Raw genomic sequence first — 16,012 nt, 5'->3', positions numbered from 1 at the left:
GAGCTGGCTTGCCAGCGATTGGCAGCGCCTCGGTCTACAGGACGTAAAACATAATCGCCACAAAGTGCAGCAGGCTCCCGGCGATGACGAACAGATGCCAGATCCCGTGTGCATGTCGCAACCGGTGGTCCAGGGCAAAAAAGATAATCCCCACGGTGTACAGCACGCCGCCCGTGGCCAGCCAGGCAAAACCGATGGTGCCCAGCGCCGCAATCAATGGCTTGACCGCCACCAGCACGATCCAGCCCATCACCGCGTAGATCACGATCGACAGAATCCGCGCCTCGGAACGCGGTTTGATCTCCTGCAAGATCCCGATCAGCGCCAGCCCCCAGACAATCCCGAACAGCGTCCAGCCCCACACCCCGCGCAGGGTCACCAGACAGAACGGCGTATAACTGCCGGCAATCAACAGGTAGATCGAAAAGTGATCAACCTTCTTCATGATCGCTTTTTTGCGCCCGCGCACGCTGTGGTACACGGTCGATGCGCTGTAAAGCACCAGCAGGGTGAAAGCGTAAATCGCCACACTGACAATCTTCCATGGACTGCCATCCAGGCTGGCGATCACCAGCATCCACACCCCGCCGATAAAAGCCGCCACCGCCCCGACCAGATGGGTCCAGGCGTTCAATCGTTCTCCGTGATACATGTATCGCTCACCTCAATATTCATTACCGCAGCGCGCAAGGCTCGGGCCTTGAGCGTAAAAGCGCAATGTTTCTGTTCAACGCGAACCTGCGCGTGCCCGGTTAATTGGGCACAATCGGCCGATACCAAAAAGAGTCCGCGCCATGCTGATCGACGAAGAATTGACCCTGAAAAAACTCGAGGTGTTCCTCGCCTTCATGCGCACCGGCAATCTGGCCCGCGCCGCTGCCGAGTTGCAGACCAGCAATGTCAGCGTGCATCGCGCGATTCACTCGCTGGAGAGCGCCCTGCGTTGTCCGCTGTTCAAGCACGAAGGCCGCAACCTGACACCACTGGAAAGCGCTTATGTGCTGGAAGAACGCGCACAGAAGCTGATTCAGGACGTGGTCGAAAGCGTACGCCTGACCCGCGAAGCCGCCGGGTTCTCCGCTGAACGTTTCAAGCTTGGCTCGTTGTATTCGCTGACGGTGAAGACCGTACCGCAACTGATCATGGGCCTGAAGATCCGCCGCAGCGAACTCAACATCGATCTGATCCTCGGTTCGAATATCGACTTGCTCTACAAGCTGAAAAACATGGAAGTCGACGCGATTCTGGTGTCGCTGGACGACAGCATCAACGACCCGGATTGCGAGCAGATTGCGCTGTTTTCCGATGACATTTTTCTCGCGACGCCAGCAGATTCAAGGTTTGCCCAGCGCAGCGAAGTGGATCTGGCGGAGGTGCGCGATGAAACCTTCATTACCCTGACCCAAGGCTTCGCCACCCATCAGGACGGTAACCGGGTGTTCAAGCAGGCAGGGTTCGAGCCGAAGGTGGCGATGCAGGTGAACGACATCTTCACCCTGCTGAGCATGGTCAGCTCTGGAGTAGGTTACGCGTTGCTGCCGGGGCGGATTGCGGCGGTGTATGAGAACCGGGTGAAGTTGATTCCGTTGCAGGAGAAGTACCGGTTGCAGCAGCACATTGGCGTGGTGTTCTTGAAGGCCAAAGAGCGGGATCCGAACTTGCTGGCGTTGTTGGCGGAGTGTCGGATGTATGCGAATCGGCAGTTGGCGGATTAACAGCAGATCAAGAGCTTACCCCCTCACCCCAGCCCTCTCCCCCAGGGGGCGAGGGTGAAAGGGAGCAGATCTTCATGGGTTTCAAGACCTGAGTTCGACTCAGGACTTTCAGGTCGGCGTACCTCCAACATCCACCGCGGTCAGTCCCCTCTCCCCCCGGGAGAGGGCTAGGGTGAGGGGCTTTTGATCTTCAGCCCACAATCCCGCGAACAATGAAGAACAACAACGAAGGCCCAAGCAAACACCCAAGCCCGGTATGGAACGTAGCCGTCAACGCCCCATAAGGCACCAACCGCCGATCCGTCGCCGCCAGCCCCGCCGTCACCCCGCTCACCGTCCCGGCCAACCCGCCAAACACCATCGCCGAACGCGGGTTATCCAGGCCCATCCAGCGCGCCGCGACCGGCGTGCCGACCATCACCAGAATCGCCTTGATCAAACCGGTGGCAATCGACAGCGCCATCACATCCGAACTCGCACCAATCGCCGCCCCCGTCACCGGCCCGACGATATAAGTCACCGCGCCCGCGCCAATGGTGGTCATGCTCACCGCATCGCGATAACCGAACGCCCAGGCCATGCTCGCGCCGACAATGAACGGCAGGATCGTGCCCAGCAGCAGCGCAATCACACCAATCATCCCGGCCTTCTTCGCCTCGGTCGCCTGCACTTCGAACGCGGTGGCAACAATCGCAAAGTCTCGTAGCATCGCCCCGCCCATCAAACCGATGCCAGAGAACAGCGTCAGATCCGCCAGGCCCTTCTGCCCGCCAGTCATGGTGCCGCCGACCCAGGCCAATACCAGACCAATGACAATGGCAATCGCCGAGCCGTGAATGCGCCCGAACGTCAGACGTTTCGAGAGAATCACCGACACCCACATGATCACGCCGACGAAGGCGAAAGCAGTGACCAGACCGTTGTGTTCCAGACCGTTTTCAATGAGTGCCCACATGTCAGCGACCTCCTACCGGGGTGCCGACAGGAGTGACTTCCACCGGTTCGTCGGGCAATGGCTCGCCCTTATGGGTGCGGCTGATCAAGGCAATCGTGCAACCACACACCACCACCGAACCGATTGCCGCCAGCACCGCCACCGGTCCGCCGTGCAGGGCGGTGACGACGTTTTGTTGCGCAGCCATCGCCACCACCACCGGAATATACATCGCGCCCCAGAAGCCGACGCCCATCTCGCAATCCTTGGTCATGCCGCCGCGTTTCTGCATCCACAACCGCGCGCAGATCAACAGGATCATCGCGATGCCGACCCCGCCGACATTGGATTTGACCCCCAGCAGCACACCGAGCATGTCACCCATGATCACCCCTGCCAGCGTACAGATCGCCAACAGCGCCACACCGTAAATAATCATTGTTGTAGTCCTCAAAGTGCATCGTCGAATGTTGTTTTTGTTGTTCGAAGCCTGAGTCGCGGCGGTTTAGAGTTGGCGGCTTCCCTCCTCACGCAACAGCGCCTGCAAGGTGTCGAGCCGCGCACTGTCGAAGGCAGTGACAGTGCCCGATTCGAACACCCGGCGCGCCAGCCCGGTCAGCACCGCACCGGGCGGCAGTTCGATCTGTAACCGTACACCGCGCTCGTAAGCGCTTTGCACGGTGCCGCGCCAGTCCACCACGCGGCACATGTTGAAAGCGAGGTCGTCGCGTAGCGCTTCGGGCTTGATGACCGGACGCGCACGACTGCCGCTCAGGTAAGCAATTTTCGGGGTTTTCAGTTCAACCTTGGCGAAGGCTTCGGCAAGGGTTTGCGCCGGTTTTTCCAGCAGCGGGCAGTGCGACGGCACACTCACCGCCAGACGCTTTGCCAGACCGGCACCACGGCCGCGCGCCAGTTCGGCGACCGCTTGCATCGCCTCGTCGCTGCCGGCAATGACGACCTGGTTATCGGCGTTGATGTTGGCCAGGTACACCGGCGAATCTTCGCTGTGCACCTGCGCCAGCAGCGTTTCGACGGTGGATAACTGCAGACCGATGATTGCGGTCATGCCATAGCCCTGTGGATAAGCCTGCTGCATCAACTCACCGCGCAGGCTGACCAGATGCAACGCATCGCTGAAGCGCAACGCCCCGGCAACCACCGCTGCCGGGTAAGCGCCGATGGACAAACCGGCGACGTAATCCGCCGTGAGTCCGTCCTGCAACAACTGCCGTGAAGCCGCGACCCCGGCGATCAGCAGACAAAGCTGCACCGCCCTCGTTGTGCGCAGCGCCACGGCCGAGTCAAGCAACCGCACATCTTCACCGAGTACATCACTGGCCTCGGTCAACGTTTCTCCAGGCAAACGCTGGAGCATGCCTGCTTGCTGCGCGCCCTGGCCGGGAAACACCAGCAGACTGCTCACGCTGCCTGCTCCTGCGGATTCCACGGATCGGCGACCAGACAGGCCTGATCGACGTTTTTCAGCAGCACCCGTGCCGAACCGCTGGCCCACTCGCGCAGGGCCACAGCACCGAACGGCGTCTGCAATTGCATGTCGACCCGGCACAAGGCCTGATCGAACAACGCGACCAGTTTTCGTGCCTGATTACGGGTGAGCAGTTGCGGGGTACGCAGGATCAGATCGAGATCACTGGCCGCGTGCATCGCTTTAAAACCACTGGCCAGTTCAAACCCGACGCTGCCGCTGACACCCCAGACCCAACCGCAGTCATCAAGCATCGGCCGCAGTTGCTTGAGCGCCCGCATGACCGGTAAATCGCGCTCGCAATCGACATGACACAGCGCTTCGGGGCTAACCCGACAGGCAATCGAATCGAGCGTCATAAAAGCCGCCAGCCGCTGCTCGCGCAACACACCGCGCACGCCCACGGCCACAAAACCCTCGGTGCACACGGCCCGGCGCACCACCACCGGTTGCCCGGCGGCCAGCGACTCGACTGCCCACAGCGGCGCATCCGCCGGCAACTGCGCAGGCGTCATGCCCCAGAGCAGGTCGTGAGCCAGAGGCGTTTTCACCACTGCGCCCTCAGCAACTCACGGACTTTGCTGGAGGCTGCACGATTTTTTGCGCCGAGGCGATTGCTCAGATCAGTGTTGGAGATATCGCCGATGGCTTGCTTCAAACACTCGTTAACCCTTGATAGATCTTCCGCTGTCGGTTGTTCGATTTGCTGCACCGACAGGGTTTCCCAGAGCAATCCGAGACTCGCATAGCTGTCGATGTCGTAAGCCATCGGCGGCACACTGGCGGCCAGCGCCTCCAGTTCCTCGACACTGCGCAAGGTCACCCGCGCTGCCGACGCCTTGCCCATCGCATGCACCATCACCCCCGGATCGCGCAGCGCGATCAAGCGGTTGGCCTGATAACCATGAGCGAGAAACGCCCCGGACATGGCCTTGCCCACCAGCAACGCAATCACCGGATGCCCGGCCAAACGCGCGCGGGCATAGCTGTCCGCAGCGCCGGCCAAAGCCTGATGGATGCCGAGGGCTTCTTCGCGGCGACCATAAGCCTGACTCGGTACGTCGACGATGGCGATGATCGGGCGCTTGTGCGTTTTGTCACGGTCAGCGCTGATTGCATCATCCACAGCCTTGGCCAGACCCCAGCCTTCGAGCAAACCGACTTCGCCATTGCGAGCACGTGGGAAACGGTTGTCCGGGTCAGCGACCACGGCGATAAAACGCCCGAGTTCGCCATCGGCTATTTGCAACGACGGCGGCAAACCTTCCACGGCTTTCGCACCAGCGCTCAAGGCGTTGAACCAGTTCAAACCGCGCAGTGAATAACCGCTCATGAGCGCTCTCCTTGATACAGATCGCGAACCACCGACGGTTCGATTTGCTGGTCAGTGTTCAAACTGCTCAGGCGTTGCAGAAACCATTCGGCGCGTTGACTGCGCGGCTGCGCCGGCAAACCTTGCTGAAGCAATTCGCCGACCTGCTGGCGGATCTGCGCCACATCATCGGCGACATAACGATCCACCAAGCCGCTGGCGAAACGCTGCTCGCCACCGGTCAGGCTCCAAATGAACGGCCGGTCTCGCGAGTCGTATTCCTCGATCCCGGCTTCCTGCTCGATCACCTGCGGGCCGTTCAAACCGAGACGCGCTTCCTGAGTCACCAGCAAATAGCTGCACAGCGCCGCCGCAATCGACATACCACCGAAGCAACCAACGCTACCGGCGACCACACCAACCACCGGTTGGTACCGCTGCAAATCGACAATCGCCGCATGAATATCAGCAATTGCCGCCAAACCGAGGTTGGCTTCCTGCAAGCGCACGCCACCGGTTTCCAGCAGCAACACCGCGCGAGTAGGAATGCCTTTACGGTTGTCCTCAGCGGCCAGTTCCAGCGCACCGGCAATCTTCGCCCCGCCGACTTCGCCAAGGCTGCCGCCCTGGAAAGCGCCTTCAATCGCCGCGATCACCACCGGCAAACCGTCGAGGCTGCCCTTGGCGATCACCACGCCGTCATCGGCTTGCGGCACCACGCCCTGGCGTTCGAGCCACGGCGACATGACGCGTTGAAACGGGTCGAGCAATTCGCGGAAGGTCCCGTTATCGAGCAAGGCTTTCGCCCGTTGCCGCGCACCGAGTTCGACGAAGCTGTGTTTGTGCAAAAGCGCTGCGCTGTCAGTCATGGCCGATCTCCTCGAAACCTTGTTCCAGACGCAGACGCACCACGCCGGGTGTCGCGCCGAAATCGTGGATATCGATGGCCATGGCCGGCGGCGTGGTGCCGTCGAACATCCGCGCAAACAGATGCTGCCAACGCAACTGCGCACCGTTGACCGAGGTCTGCACGTTGATCGTCAGCTTGCCGGCCGGGCCCGGTTCGATCAGCACTTCCAGATCACCCGAGCCGACACAACCGACCAGCGCGCGCCCGCGTGGCGGCTGCCCGGCGGGGAATTCAAAGGATAAGGTTTCCATCAAAACGCTCCCTGAAGGATGCCGTCGCGCTCGATACGGTCGAGCAGCAGCGTGGCGGCGAGCAAGTCGGCGGCGCCACCGGGCGAGGCATTCAATGCGATGAGTTGTTGATCCAGTTCGTGCAGGCGCCGACGGCCGCTGAGGCTGGCGCTGCCGCCGGCATCGAGCACCGCTTGCGCGCCTTGTTGCATGGCTTGCAGGCCTTGTTCGCCGGCGCGGTAGAGCACGCAGGTGTCGGCCAGGTCAGTCATGATTGCGAGCAAGGCGTCGAGCCGGGCGTTCTGTTCGCCATGCCCGGCGGTGCGGCTTTTTTTCAGTTGCGGCAGGCCACGTTGCAGCACGGACGGGAAGCCGAGTTGCGCTTCCTCACGGGCGCCGCGAGCGCCGTAACGCAGGGCGACCTGGGCGCCGTGGCTCAGTGGTTGGGGTGCGTAACGGTCATCCAGCAAGGCCAGACGTGCGGCGCGCAGGGAGACTGCGTTGGCGCGGGAGGATTGCGGTTCCAGCGCAGCAGCAGTGACCAAAAGCCCCAACGCCCAGATCGCCCCGCGATGAGTGTTTACGCCATTGGTGGTGGCGAGCATGGCTTGCTCGCCTTCACGACCGATGCGGCCAATCGCTTCGCGCAACGTTGAATTTACTTCACCGATTTCAACCGCCGCTTCAGACATTTCCTTGAATGCCGGCCACAGCGACAACGCCGACGCGTGCATCAGGCCCAGGTGCAAATCGGTGTGCGCGCCGTTGCCACGCCGGTCGACCAGTGCCGGTTTCGGCGACAGATCCGCTTCGTCGATCAACGCGTCCACCGCCAGATCGGCCAATCGATCAGCCAGGGACAGCGGTTTCGCTTGCAGGTTAAGTGCGTGCATTACCAGCTCCTGAATTTGGCGGGCGGGTTGTACAAGCCACCCGACCACTCGACCAGATCAGCCACGCTTTTCGCCGCCAGCAGTTCGCGGGTGGCGTCGGTGCGGCGGATGCCAAGGTCTTCGGGCAAGGCGATCAGGCCTTCGCGGCGCATGCGTTCGGTGTCTTTCGGGTTGTGGCGCAGGCCGATGGCGGTGACGCCCGCTACGGCGGCGATCATCGCCTGACGCTCTTCCAGCGAGCGTGCCTTGTACAGGTAGGCGATGCCTTCTTCGGTAAGCAGGTGGGTGACGTCGTCGCCGTAGATCATGATCGGCGCCAGCGGCATGCCGCTTTTCTTCGCCACTTCCACCGCGTCGAGGGTTTCGACGAAGGTCGGTTTGCCACCCTCCTGGAAGGTCTCGACCATTTGCACCACGAGTTTCTTGCCGCGTTCGAGCATCGGTTGCTGCGAGTCGTCATGGCGCATATCGAGCCACGCCGGGGTGCCGTGACGGCGACCGCGCGGGTCGTGGCCCATGTTCGGCGCACCACCGAAACCGGCGAGACGGCCACGGGTAACGGTCGAGGAATGGCCATCGCCATCGACCTGCAGCGTCGCGCCGATGAACAGATCCACCGCGTACTGCCCGGCCAGTTGGCAGAACATCCGGTTGGAACGCAGCGAGCCGTCGCGCCCTGTGAAGAACACGTCTGGCCGGGCGGCGATGTAGTTTTCCATACCCAGTTCGGTGCCGAAGCAATGCACGCTTTCGACCCAGCCGCTTTCGATCGCCGGGATCAGCGTCGGGTGCGGGTTGAGCGTCCAGTTGCGGCAGATCTTGCCTTTGAGGCCGAGGGATTCGCCGTAGGTCGGCAGGATCAGTTCAATGGCGGCGGTGTTGAAACCGATGCCGTGGTTGAGCGACTGCACATTGTGTTTTTCGTAGATCCCGCGAATCGCCATCATCGCCATCAATACGTGTACGGGCTTGATGTGCCGTGGGTCGCGGGTGAACAGCGGTTCGATGTAGAACGGCTTGTCGGCCACCACCACAAAATCGACCCATGACGCCGGGATGTCCACACGGGGCAGTTCGCTGACGTCGTCGACCAATTGGTTGACCTGGACGATGACAATGCCGTCGCTGAACGCGGCCGGTTCGATCAGTGCCGGGGTGTCTTCGGTGCTCGGGCCGGTGTAGATGTTGCCGGCGCGGTCGGCCATGAACCCGGCCGAGAGCACGACGTTGGGAATCAGGTCCACCACCAGCCGGGCGTAGAGTTCGATGTAGGTGTGGATCGCGCCGATTTCCAGCAGGCCGTCTTCGAGCAACTGGCTGATGCGCAGGCTCTGGGTGCCGGCGAAAGAGAAATCGAGCTTGCGGGCGATGCCGCGTTCGAACAGGTCGAGGTGCTCGGAGCGACCGACGCTGGGCATGATCATGTGCAGGTCGTGGAGCTTTTCCGGGTCGGCCTTGGCCAGCGAGCGCGAGAGGAAATCCGCCTGCTTCTGGTTGTTGCCCTCCAGCACCACACGGTCGCCGGGATGGATCAGCGCTTCGAGCGCGGCGACGATCTTGTCGGTGGGCAACACCACACCGTCGGCCAGCCCGCGCACCTTGTCGAGGCGGCGCTGCTTCTCGTCACGCCGCCGCGTCCAGCGCGAATCGGGGGAAATTGTTGTTGTCATGCTCACTCCACGGGGTTCGCTGTCGTGGAGCAAAGTTAGGCGTGTGGGGTGCGAGCATCAATCAAGCGCGGCGGTGAATCATTACGCTGAGCGTAACGTTCAATGCCGCCTTCGCGAGCAGGCTCGCTCCCACAGGGGATCTCTGTCGTCCACAGAAACTGGGGGGCACTGAAGATCTAATGTGGGAGCGAGCCTGCTCGCGAAGAGGCCAGCCAAAGCGGCGTAAGTTCTGGATAAGTCCGCCGATGAGTCAGGGGGTTGGCCGGCAGGAAGTTGCTGATGCCACTGGCCCCATCGCTGGCAAGCCAGCTCCCACAGGGTTTTGTGTGGCTCACAAAATTCGAACACAACTCGGACCCTGTAAGAACCTGCAAGCCAGCTCCCACAGGATTCTGCGGGGTTCACAGATTTGAATACGACTCGGACACCGTGGGAGCTGGCTTGCCAGCGATGGGGCCTGTCAGATCACTGAAAGCTCTGGATCAATGGACCAGGCCAGCCTCCACCAACAACTTCTCCAGCCCCAACAAATCCGGCACCTTCGCTACCTGCTCTCCGACCTGCACCGCCGCCTGCTCCAGCGCACACAACGGCACATCGACGTAACTCAACTGGCTATCGAGCTTGTAAGAGCGCGGAATCCCCTGCACCAGCAGCGCAATGAACTTCAACTCCGGCAATCCACCGAGCGCATTGAGAATCACGATCCGCGCCCGCTCGCCAATAACGATTTTCTGCCCGCACGCCGACTCGAAACTCAGCAACGGTATCTGCCGCTCGCGCCACATCACCCGCCCCAGATACCACGGTGGCGTGTCCAGGTCGAAGGCGCTGGCCTGATAGTCGATCAGCTCGGCCACCGCGACGTTGGGCAGGATCAGATTGCGATCCGCCAACGGCAGCAGCAAACCGGTGAGTTGACTGCTGCGCTGATTGTGCCGGCGCTCATGCATGTTTCTTGCTCCAGTGGGCAATGCTTTCGAGCAGCACCGATTCCTGGTACGGCTTGCCGAGGTAGTCGTTGACGCCGATGGCCATGGCGCGGTCGCGGTGTTTCTGGCCGGTGCGCGAGGTGATCATGATGATGGGCAGGTGTTGCAGGCGTTCGTCGTTGCGCACTTGGGTGGCGACTTCGAAGCCGTCCATGCGCGGCATTTCGATGTCGAGCAGCATCAGGTCGGGCATGTGTTCTTCGAGCAGGAGCATGGCGTCGACCCCGTCCTTGGCGGTCAGCACGTTCATGCCGTGGCGTTCGAGCAAACGACTGGTGACCTTGCGCACGGTAACCGAGTCGTCGACCACCATGACCAGCAACGGCTTCTGCGGCTCGCTGTCGATGTCCGGCAGCGTCGGATACTGCGCAACTCGCGCCTGCATTGCGCGGATCGGCGCCAGCAAATCGAGAATCAGCACCACCCGGCCATCGCCGAGTATCGTCGCGCCGGACACGCCCTGCACCGCTGCGAACTGCGGGCCGAGGCTCTTCACCACAATCTCGCGAGTACCGGCCATGGTGTCGACCTGCACCGCTATGCGTCGGTCGTTGTACTGCACCAGCAACACTGGCAACGGCAGGCTCTGCCCCAGCAGTTTCGGCCGCGATGAAGTTTTCAGTAGTTCGCCCAGATAGCACAACTCATAGTGTTGGCCGCCGTATTGATAGCTCGGTGGATCGAGACGGAAATGCCCGTCCAGATCATTCGGCAAGACGCGGACGATGCCGTCGATGGTGTTCAGCGGAATCGCATACTGATCCTCGCTGCACTGCACCATCAACGCGCGGTTGACCGACACGGTGAACGGCAGGCGAATGCGGAAATGCACGCCCTGCCCCGGCACCGAATCAATGCTCATGCTGCCGCCCAACTGGCGGACTTCTTCGTGCACCACGTCCATGCCGACGCCACGCCCGGAAATCTGGGTGATTTTCTCGGCGGTGGAGAAACCCGGCTGAAGGATGAACTGCAACACGTCGCGGTCGCTGATCTCGGCGTCCGGCGCGAGCAATCCGCGCTTGATCGCCTTGCGCCGTACGGCCTCCAACGGCACGCCGGCTCCATCGTCGCGGATGTCGAAAACGATGTCGCCACCCTCGCGGGACAGGTCCAGCGTGATAGTACCCTGCGCCGGTTTACCCGCCGCCAGGCGCACCTCGGCTGATTCCAGACCATGGTCGACGGCGTTGCGCAGCATGTGCTCCAGCGGTGCGGCCATGCGCTCCAGCACATTGCGATCCATCTCACCTTCGGCATTGCCGACGACAAACGCGACGTCTTTGTTCAGCTCTTCGGCGACCTGACGGACGATGCGTTTCAAGCGCGGCAACATGCGCTCGAACGGCACCATGCGCGTACGCATCAGGCCTTCCTGCAATTCGGTGTTGATGCGGCCCTGTTGCTGCAACAGGTTCTCGGCATCGTGGTTGCGGCGGTCGAGGGTTTCCTTCAGATCAAGCAAGTCGGAAGCGGACTCGAACAACGCCCGCGACAGTTGCTGCAGCTGCGAATGCCGATCCATTTCCAGCGGATCGAATTCCTCGTAGCCGAGGCGCTCGGCATCGACTTGCTGACGGCTGAGGATACGCCCCTGGGTTTCGGTGTCGAGGCGGCGCAACTGATCGCGCATGCGCTCGATGGTGGTTTCCATCTCGTTGAGCGCGACTTGCGCATCGTTGACTTGCTGTTCGATACGACCACGGAAAATCGAGGTCTCCCCGGCCAGATTGACCAGTTCGTCGAGCAGCTCGGCAGAGACCTTGACCATGTCCGCCGCCACCTCGGCAGCGAGTGGCGCAGGCTCGGTTTTAACCGGCAAAGGCAACAGTGGCGGCGCTTCAGGCGTCAGCGGATGGCTGAAACTCTGGATCGCATTGATCAGCCGATCCGCTGGCGGACACGGTTGCCCGGCGCGCACGGCATCGAGCATTTGCGCCAGTCGGTCATGCCCGCGCTGCACCAGCGCAAACAGCTCGGTCGACGCAGGCAGCGTGCCGGCAGAAAGGCTTTCGTAAAGGTATTCGAGTTCGTGAGCGAGGTCGCCGATCGGGCCGATCTCAACCATCCGCGCGCCACCCTTGAGGGTGTGCAGATCGCGCAGCAGGGTTTCCACTTCCTGGCGATTGCCCGGCTCGGCCTGCCAGCGCAGCAGCGCGGCGCCGGAGTTCTCGATGATGTCGAAACCTTCTTCGAGGAAGATTTCCAGCAACTCCGGGTCATGCCCGGCGCCTTCGTGATCGATGGCCGGTTGCGCCGTTTCGGCCGTGGCGGATGAGCCCTGACGCAGCTGTCGGATCGATTCGATCAGATCCAGCGCCGGGTTCAGCGGTTGGTGGTTTTGCAGCTGTTCAAGCAACAACGCCAAGCGGTCATGGCTCTTGTGCAGCAAACGGCCAAGGGCTTCGCTGTGACTGTAACGCCGATCAAGCAAACCTTCGTAAAGGCTTTCCAGCTCCTGGGCCAGATCGCCGATGGTCTCGACTTCGGCCATCCGTGCACCACCCTTGAGGGTGTGCAAATCGCGCTGCAACGACGACAGCGGCGCGACGTTGTCCGGGTCATTCAGCCAGCGCTGCAAGGCTTGCCCGGCGCTGTCGAGAATATCCACCGCTTCTTCGAGGAAGATCTCGACGATCTCGTCGTCCGGTTCAGACGTTACGGTTTTCTGTGCAAGCTCGGCGGTCGCCGCGCCCAGTTCGCGGATGCTCAAGGTGCGGCTGCCATCGCTGCGGATCAGGCCCATGGATGACGGATCGAGGCTTTCGTCGAGTAGCTCATGCAACGCACGAATCCGTGCCGGCTGCGGGGTGACTTCCTGGCCGGCGGCCAGTTCGTCGAGCATGTTGATCAGCGCTTCATGGGCGTTTTGCGCCTCATGGAAAAAACGGTCGCTGACCGCGAGGCTGCTTTCTTCCACGGCGCCATAAAGATCGAGCAACGCTTCGCAGAGCACATCGACCGGCAGCAGGTCCGCCAGGTGCGCACCTTCGCCGAGGGTGGTCAGTTCATCCAGCAGCGCACTGAGTTCCTGGCGTTCGCCGGGATGCTGCTGCCAGCGCTGCAAAAGGTTTTCGGCATCGAGCAGGATGTCCATGCCCTGGGCGAGGAAGTTGTTGAGCAACTGCGGATCACGCTTGATGCGCAATCCGGTGTTCGGCGCATTGAGGATCGATTCCAGACGCTCGGCGAGCAGTGTTTCGGTACGTTTGATCAGCGATTGCGCGCCGACAATCGGCGCCAGCGGATCGTGTTTGAGCTGACGCAAACCGACGCGGAACAGGCCTTCGGCTTCGAGGAGCAATTCCACTTCATCGAGATCGAGCGGCAGTTGATGCGCCTTGAACTCACGGGCCAATTGATCGAGCGGTGCTGCCAGTTCGGCAATCGGCAGTACGCCAGCCATCGACGCACTGCCCTTGAGGGTGTGCAAGGCGCGCTGCAATTCGTCGCTGGCCGGCAACGGCACATGTTCGGCGGCTTGATCGAGGAAACGGTTGAGACTGGCCAAGTGCGTCTCGGCTTCGTTGCGGAAGATCTCCAGCAACAACGGATCGAGCGCCGCGACATCGTTGACGTCTTCGGCGGCCAGCGGTTCATCACCCTTGGCCAAGGCGTGGGCGCGGGCGGCGAGTTGATCGACATCGCTGCGCTGGCGCTGGCTGTTGGTGGCGAATTCGCTGATCAGTTCCGGCAGCAACAGCACCGTATCGGTGAGCAGTTGCGGCACCACTGCGCCCGGCTCGACGCTTTGTTCAAGCACGCGGTTGAGCAGGTTTTCCACAGCCCAGGCCAGTTCGCCAAGAATCAGCGCACGGACCATGCGCCCGCTGCCTTTCAAGGTGTGAAAGGCGCGGCGCAGTTCGGTCAGAGCGGCGCGGTCCTGCGGATTGGCCGACCAGCGCGGCAGGTATTCGTGGAGGACTTCGAGGACCTCGTCGGTCTCTTCGAGGAACACTTCGCGCAGTTCATCGTCGACCGGTTCTTCATCGGCCGGCGGCGGCATCAGGCTGCCGGGGGTGATCAGCGCCGGCGGATTGACCGCCGAGACCGGGCTGGCCAACACGTCGGCCAGCGACTGCACAATCTCGGGATCGTCCAGCGCCTGCATGTCCTGCATCACCAGCGCTTCGCTGGGGCTGAGAACTTCCTCGAGAACCGGCACGTCGGGCTCTTCATCCGGAAAATAACCGAGACGGGCGAGGCTCTTTTGCGCGACGTCGAGCAATTGTTCGCTCGGGGCCTGCGGGTCGTCGCTCAAGCGTTCAAGGTAATACTCAAGACTGCTGATGACATCGGCCAGGTGATCGAGTTGCTCCCAACCCGGCTCGTGCGGATCAAGCAGCAGATGTTCGCGGATAAAACCGTTGCAGGCCTCGACCAGGCTCGCCGCACGATTCAACGGAATCATCGCCAATGCACCGCGCACCTGAGTCAACAGCTCCGGCAACGGTTGCAGGTGCTGGCGGTCCCAATCGGCGTCGATGTAGTCGACGATCATGTCCTTGGCCTGTTGCAGGCAGATGCGCGCTTCCTTGATGACGATCTGATGGATCTGCGTCAGGTCGGTGGTGGGCAGGCGTGAATCTTCCGGACTTTCCGGCTCGACCGTGCCAACCATTCCGGCGAGCGTCGCCTCGACATAAAGCAGCGCGCCGGCGACGTCCATCAACGTTGCATCGTTGGGTTCGCGGTGGCCCTGGGCGAGGCTGAGCACCACCGCCAGTTGATCGATGATGACCTTGCGCGGCTGGCCGAAACCGAGCACCGCGAGGGTGTCGGCGATCTGCCGCAACGGCGCCAACAGACTTTCCAGATCCGACGCATGTTGACGGTCGCTGCGCACGAACAGATCGAGGCGTTCCTTGACCCGTACCAGTTCTTCGCACAATGCCGCCAGTACAGAGCGCATCGCATCGCGGTCGGGGCCGGCCAGGCGCGCGCGTTCTTCGTCGACCATCGCGCTGTCGGGCAACGCGTCGTCCAGGGAGTAGCGATCTTTCATGGTCAGCATCTGCCCGGTGGGATGTTCGGCCTTGGCAATATAGAACAACAGGCTTTTCAAAAGCTCCGGCGGTGGCGGCTGGTTGAGGCCGCGCATGCCTTGGTCGAGCAGGCGTTTGAGTTCCTTGTCGGCGTCCTTGAACAGGCTGCGCAGCGCCGGGCTGTTGGCGATGGCGCCGTCGCGCATGCCTTCGACCAGCGCCGAGGCGACCTGCCACAACGGGCTCAGCGGCGCCTCGCCGCTCAGCGCTTCGAGGCGGCTGAAGACTTTAGCCAAGTATTCCAGGTGCGTCTGGTCATCCTGCTCACGCAACAGACCGACCAGAGCCATTTGCAGCATCTGGCGTAATTTGCGCAGCACGTTCGGCAGTTCGGCCGGTTCCAGCAGTGCCAACGCGTCTGCACTCAGCGGCGGTAACTCGGGCAATTGCGGGCTGAACAGGCTGGTTTCCGAGAGCAGGCTTTCGCCGCGAGCGCTGCGCAGATCATTGATCAGCGGCAGAACCACCAGCGGCAAATCTCGGCGGGCACTTTGCACGCGGTCGAGGTAGATCGGCAATTGCCCGAGCGCTTGCAGTAGCAAATGCAGGGCTTCATCGCGATGACTGACGCGTTCGTGTTGCAGGGCTTCGACCAGATGTTCCATTTCTTCGGCGAGCAGCGCTGCGCCGTAAAATTCGACGATCTGCAGGCTGCCGTGAACCTGATGGATGTAATCCAGACACTCGTCCAGCCCGGGGAAGGCCTGCGGATCATCGAGCACGGCTTCTATCGCCTGATGCGCCAGTTTCAGCGTTTCGGCAATTTCGCCTTTGACCCACTCGAGGGCCACATAGTCGTGCCGATTACCCATAACCACTCCG

The 16,012-nt window shown here is 61.8% G+C and carries 13 protein-coding genes; 1 reads left to right on the top strand and 12 read right to left on the bottom strand.

The window, feature by feature from the left end; translation table 11 throughout:
- Positions 1 to 34: 34 nt before the first annotated feature.
- Positions 35 to 652, bottom strand: a complete 618-nt coding sequence (gene trhA, locus AC3WMT_RS16375) for a PAQR family membrane homeostasis protein TrhA (RefSeq protein WP_103304284.1) — start codon at positions 650 to 652, stop codon at positions 35 to 37.
- A gap of 142 nt (positions 653 to 794) precedes the next feature.
- On the opposite strand from trhA, the gene AC3WMT_RS16370 reads away from it, so the two are divergent.
- A complete protein-coding gene (locus tag AC3WMT_RS16370) occupies positions 795 to 1,715 on the top strand; it encodes a LysR family transcriptional regulator (protein WP_103304285.1) in 921 nt (306 codons plus the stop codon).
- A 190-nt stretch (positions 1,716 to 1,905) separates the two neighbouring features.
- On the opposite strand, the gene madM is transcribed toward AC3WMT_RS16370, so the two are convergent.
- The 11 genes from madM to AC3WMT_RS16315 all read right to left on the bottom strand — a co-directional run bounded on the left by madM (position 1,906) and on the right by AC3WMT_RS16315 (position 16,002).
- Positions 1,906 to 2,670 (bottom strand): malonate transporter subunit MadM, encoded by a 765-nt coding sequence (gene madM, locus AC3WMT_RS16365; RefSeq protein ID WP_103304286.1) that lies wholly within the window; start codon positions 2,668 to 2,670, stop codon positions 1,906 to 1,908.
- Between the two features lies 1 nt (position 2,671).
- Positions 2,672 to 3,088, bottom strand: coding sequence for a malonate transporter subunit MadL (madL, locus tag AC3WMT_RS16360; RefSeq protein ID WP_003229065.1), 417 nt, complete (start codon positions 3,086 to 3,088; stop codon positions 2,672 to 2,674).
- 66 nt (positions 3,089 to 3,154) lie between these two features.
- Positions 3,155 to 4,075 carry a malonate decarboxylase subunit epsilon gene (mdcH, locus tag AC3WMT_RS16355; protein WP_103304287.1) on the bottom strand — a complete coding sequence of 307 codons (921 nt, stop codon included), beginning with the start codon at positions 4,073 to 4,075 and terminating at the stop codon, positions 3,155 to 3,157.
- Positions 4,072 to 4,692, bottom strand: a complete 621-nt coding sequence (locus tag AC3WMT_RS16350; RefSeq protein ID WP_103304288.1) for a malonate decarboxylase holo-ACP synthase — start codon at positions 4,690 to 4,692, stop codon at positions 4,072 to 4,074. The genes mdcH and AC3WMT_RS16350 overlap by 4 nt, the downstream gene beginning before the upstream one ends.
- On the bottom strand, positions 4,686 to 5,471 hold the full coding sequence (gene mdcE, locus AC3WMT_RS16345) for a biotin-independent malonate decarboxylase subunit gamma (protein ID WP_103304289.1): 786 nt from the start codon (positions 5,469 to 5,471) through the stop codon (positions 4,686 to 4,688). The genes AC3WMT_RS16350 and mdcE overlap by 7 nt, the downstream gene beginning before the upstream one ends.
- Positions 5,468 to 6,319, bottom strand: a complete 852-nt coding sequence (locus tag AC3WMT_RS16340; RefSeq protein ID WP_103304290.1) for a biotin-independent malonate decarboxylase subunit beta — start codon at positions 6,317 to 6,319, stop codon at positions 5,468 to 5,470. Before AC3WMT_RS16340 ends, mdcE begins: the two co-directional genes overlap by 4 nt.
- Positions 6,312 to 6,611, bottom strand: a complete 300-nt coding sequence (locus AC3WMT_RS16335) for a malonate decarboxylase subunit delta (protein WP_103304291.1) — start codon at positions 6,609 to 6,611, stop codon at positions 6,312 to 6,314. The genes AC3WMT_RS16340 and AC3WMT_RS16335 overlap by 8 nt, the downstream gene beginning before the upstream one ends.
- On the bottom strand, positions 6,611 to 7,483 hold the full coding sequence (locus AC3WMT_RS16330; RefSeq protein ID WP_103304292.1) for a triphosphoribosyl-dephospho-CoA synthase: 873 nt from the start codon (positions 7,481 to 7,483) through the stop codon (positions 6,611 to 6,613). The genes AC3WMT_RS16335 and AC3WMT_RS16330 overlap by 1 nt, the downstream gene beginning before the upstream one ends.
- Complete coding sequence (mdcA, locus tag AC3WMT_RS16325) at positions 7,483 to 9,153, bottom strand: malonate decarboxylase subunit alpha (protein ID WP_093429846.1); 1,671 nt, start codon at positions 9,151 to 9,153, stop codon at positions 7,483 to 7,485. Before mdcA ends, AC3WMT_RS16330 begins: the two co-directional genes overlap by 1 nt.
- 482 nt (positions 9,154 to 9,635) lie before the next feature.
- Positions 9,636 to 10,106, bottom strand: a complete 471-nt coding sequence (locus AC3WMT_RS16320) for a chemotaxis protein CheW (protein ID WP_103304293.1) — start codon at positions 10,104 to 10,106, stop codon at positions 9,636 to 9,638.
- Positions 10,099 to 16,002, bottom strand: a complete 5,904-nt coding sequence (locus AC3WMT_RS16315) for an Hpt domain-containing protein (RefSeq protein ID WP_103304294.1) — start codon at positions 16,000 to 16,002, stop codon at positions 10,099 to 10,101. The genes AC3WMT_RS16320 and AC3WMT_RS16315 overlap by 8 nt, the downstream gene beginning before the upstream one ends.
- Positions 16,003 to 16,012: the final 10 nt, after the last annotated feature.

The sequence above is a fragment of the Pseudomonas sp. FW305-7 genome, from assembly GCF_058786735.1.
This window is presented reverse-complemented; position numbering and strand designations above follow the sequence as displayed.

What these genes read in the sequence shown, in the direction of transcription:
- trhA (WP_103304284.1), bottom strand. Translation starts at nt 652, where the DNA reads ATGTATCACGGAGAACGATTGAACGCCTGGACCCATCTGGTCGGGGCG.
- AC3WMT_RS16370 (WP_103304285.1), top strand. Translation starts at nt 795, where the DNA reads ATGCTGATCGACGAAGAATTGACCCTGAAAAAACTCGAGGTGTTCCTC.
- madM (WP_103304286.1), bottom strand. Translation starts at nt 2,670, where the DNA reads ATGTGGGCACTCATTGAAAACGGTCTGGAACACAACGGTCTGGTCACT.
- madL (WP_003229065.1), bottom strand. Translation starts at nt 3,088, where the DNA reads ATGATTATTTACGGTGTGGCGCTGTTGGCGATCTGTACGCTGGCAGGG.
- mdcE (WP_103304289.1), bottom strand. Translation starts at nt 5,471, where the DNA reads ATGAGCGGTTATTCACTGCGCGGTTTGAACTGGTTCAACGCCTTGAGC.
- AC3WMT_RS16340 (WP_103304290.1), bottom strand. Translation starts at nt 6,319, where the DNA reads ATGACTGACAGCGCAGCGCTTTTGCACAAACACAGCTTCGTCGAACTC.
- AC3WMT_RS16335 (WP_103304291.1), bottom strand. Translation starts at nt 6,611, where the DNA reads ATGGAAACCTTATCCTTTGAATTCCCCGCCGGGCAGCCGCCACGCGGG.
- AC3WMT_RS16330 (WP_103304292.1), bottom strand. Translation starts at nt 7,483, where the DNA reads ATGCACGCACTTAACCTGCAAGCGAAACCGCTGTCCCTGGCTGATCGA.
- mdcA (WP_093429846.1), bottom strand. Translation starts at nt 9,153, where the DNA reads ATGACAACAACAATTTCCCCCGATTCGCGCTGGACGCGGCGGCGTGAC.
- AC3WMT_RS16320 (WP_103304293.1), bottom strand. Translation starts at nt 10,106, where the DNA reads ATGCATGAGCGCCGGCACAATCAGCGCAGCAGTCAACTCACCGGTTTG.
- AC3WMT_RS16315 (WP_103304294.1), bottom strand. Translation starts at nt 16,002, where the DNA reads ATGGGTAATCGGCACGACTATGTGGCCCTCGAGTGGGTCAAAGGCGAA.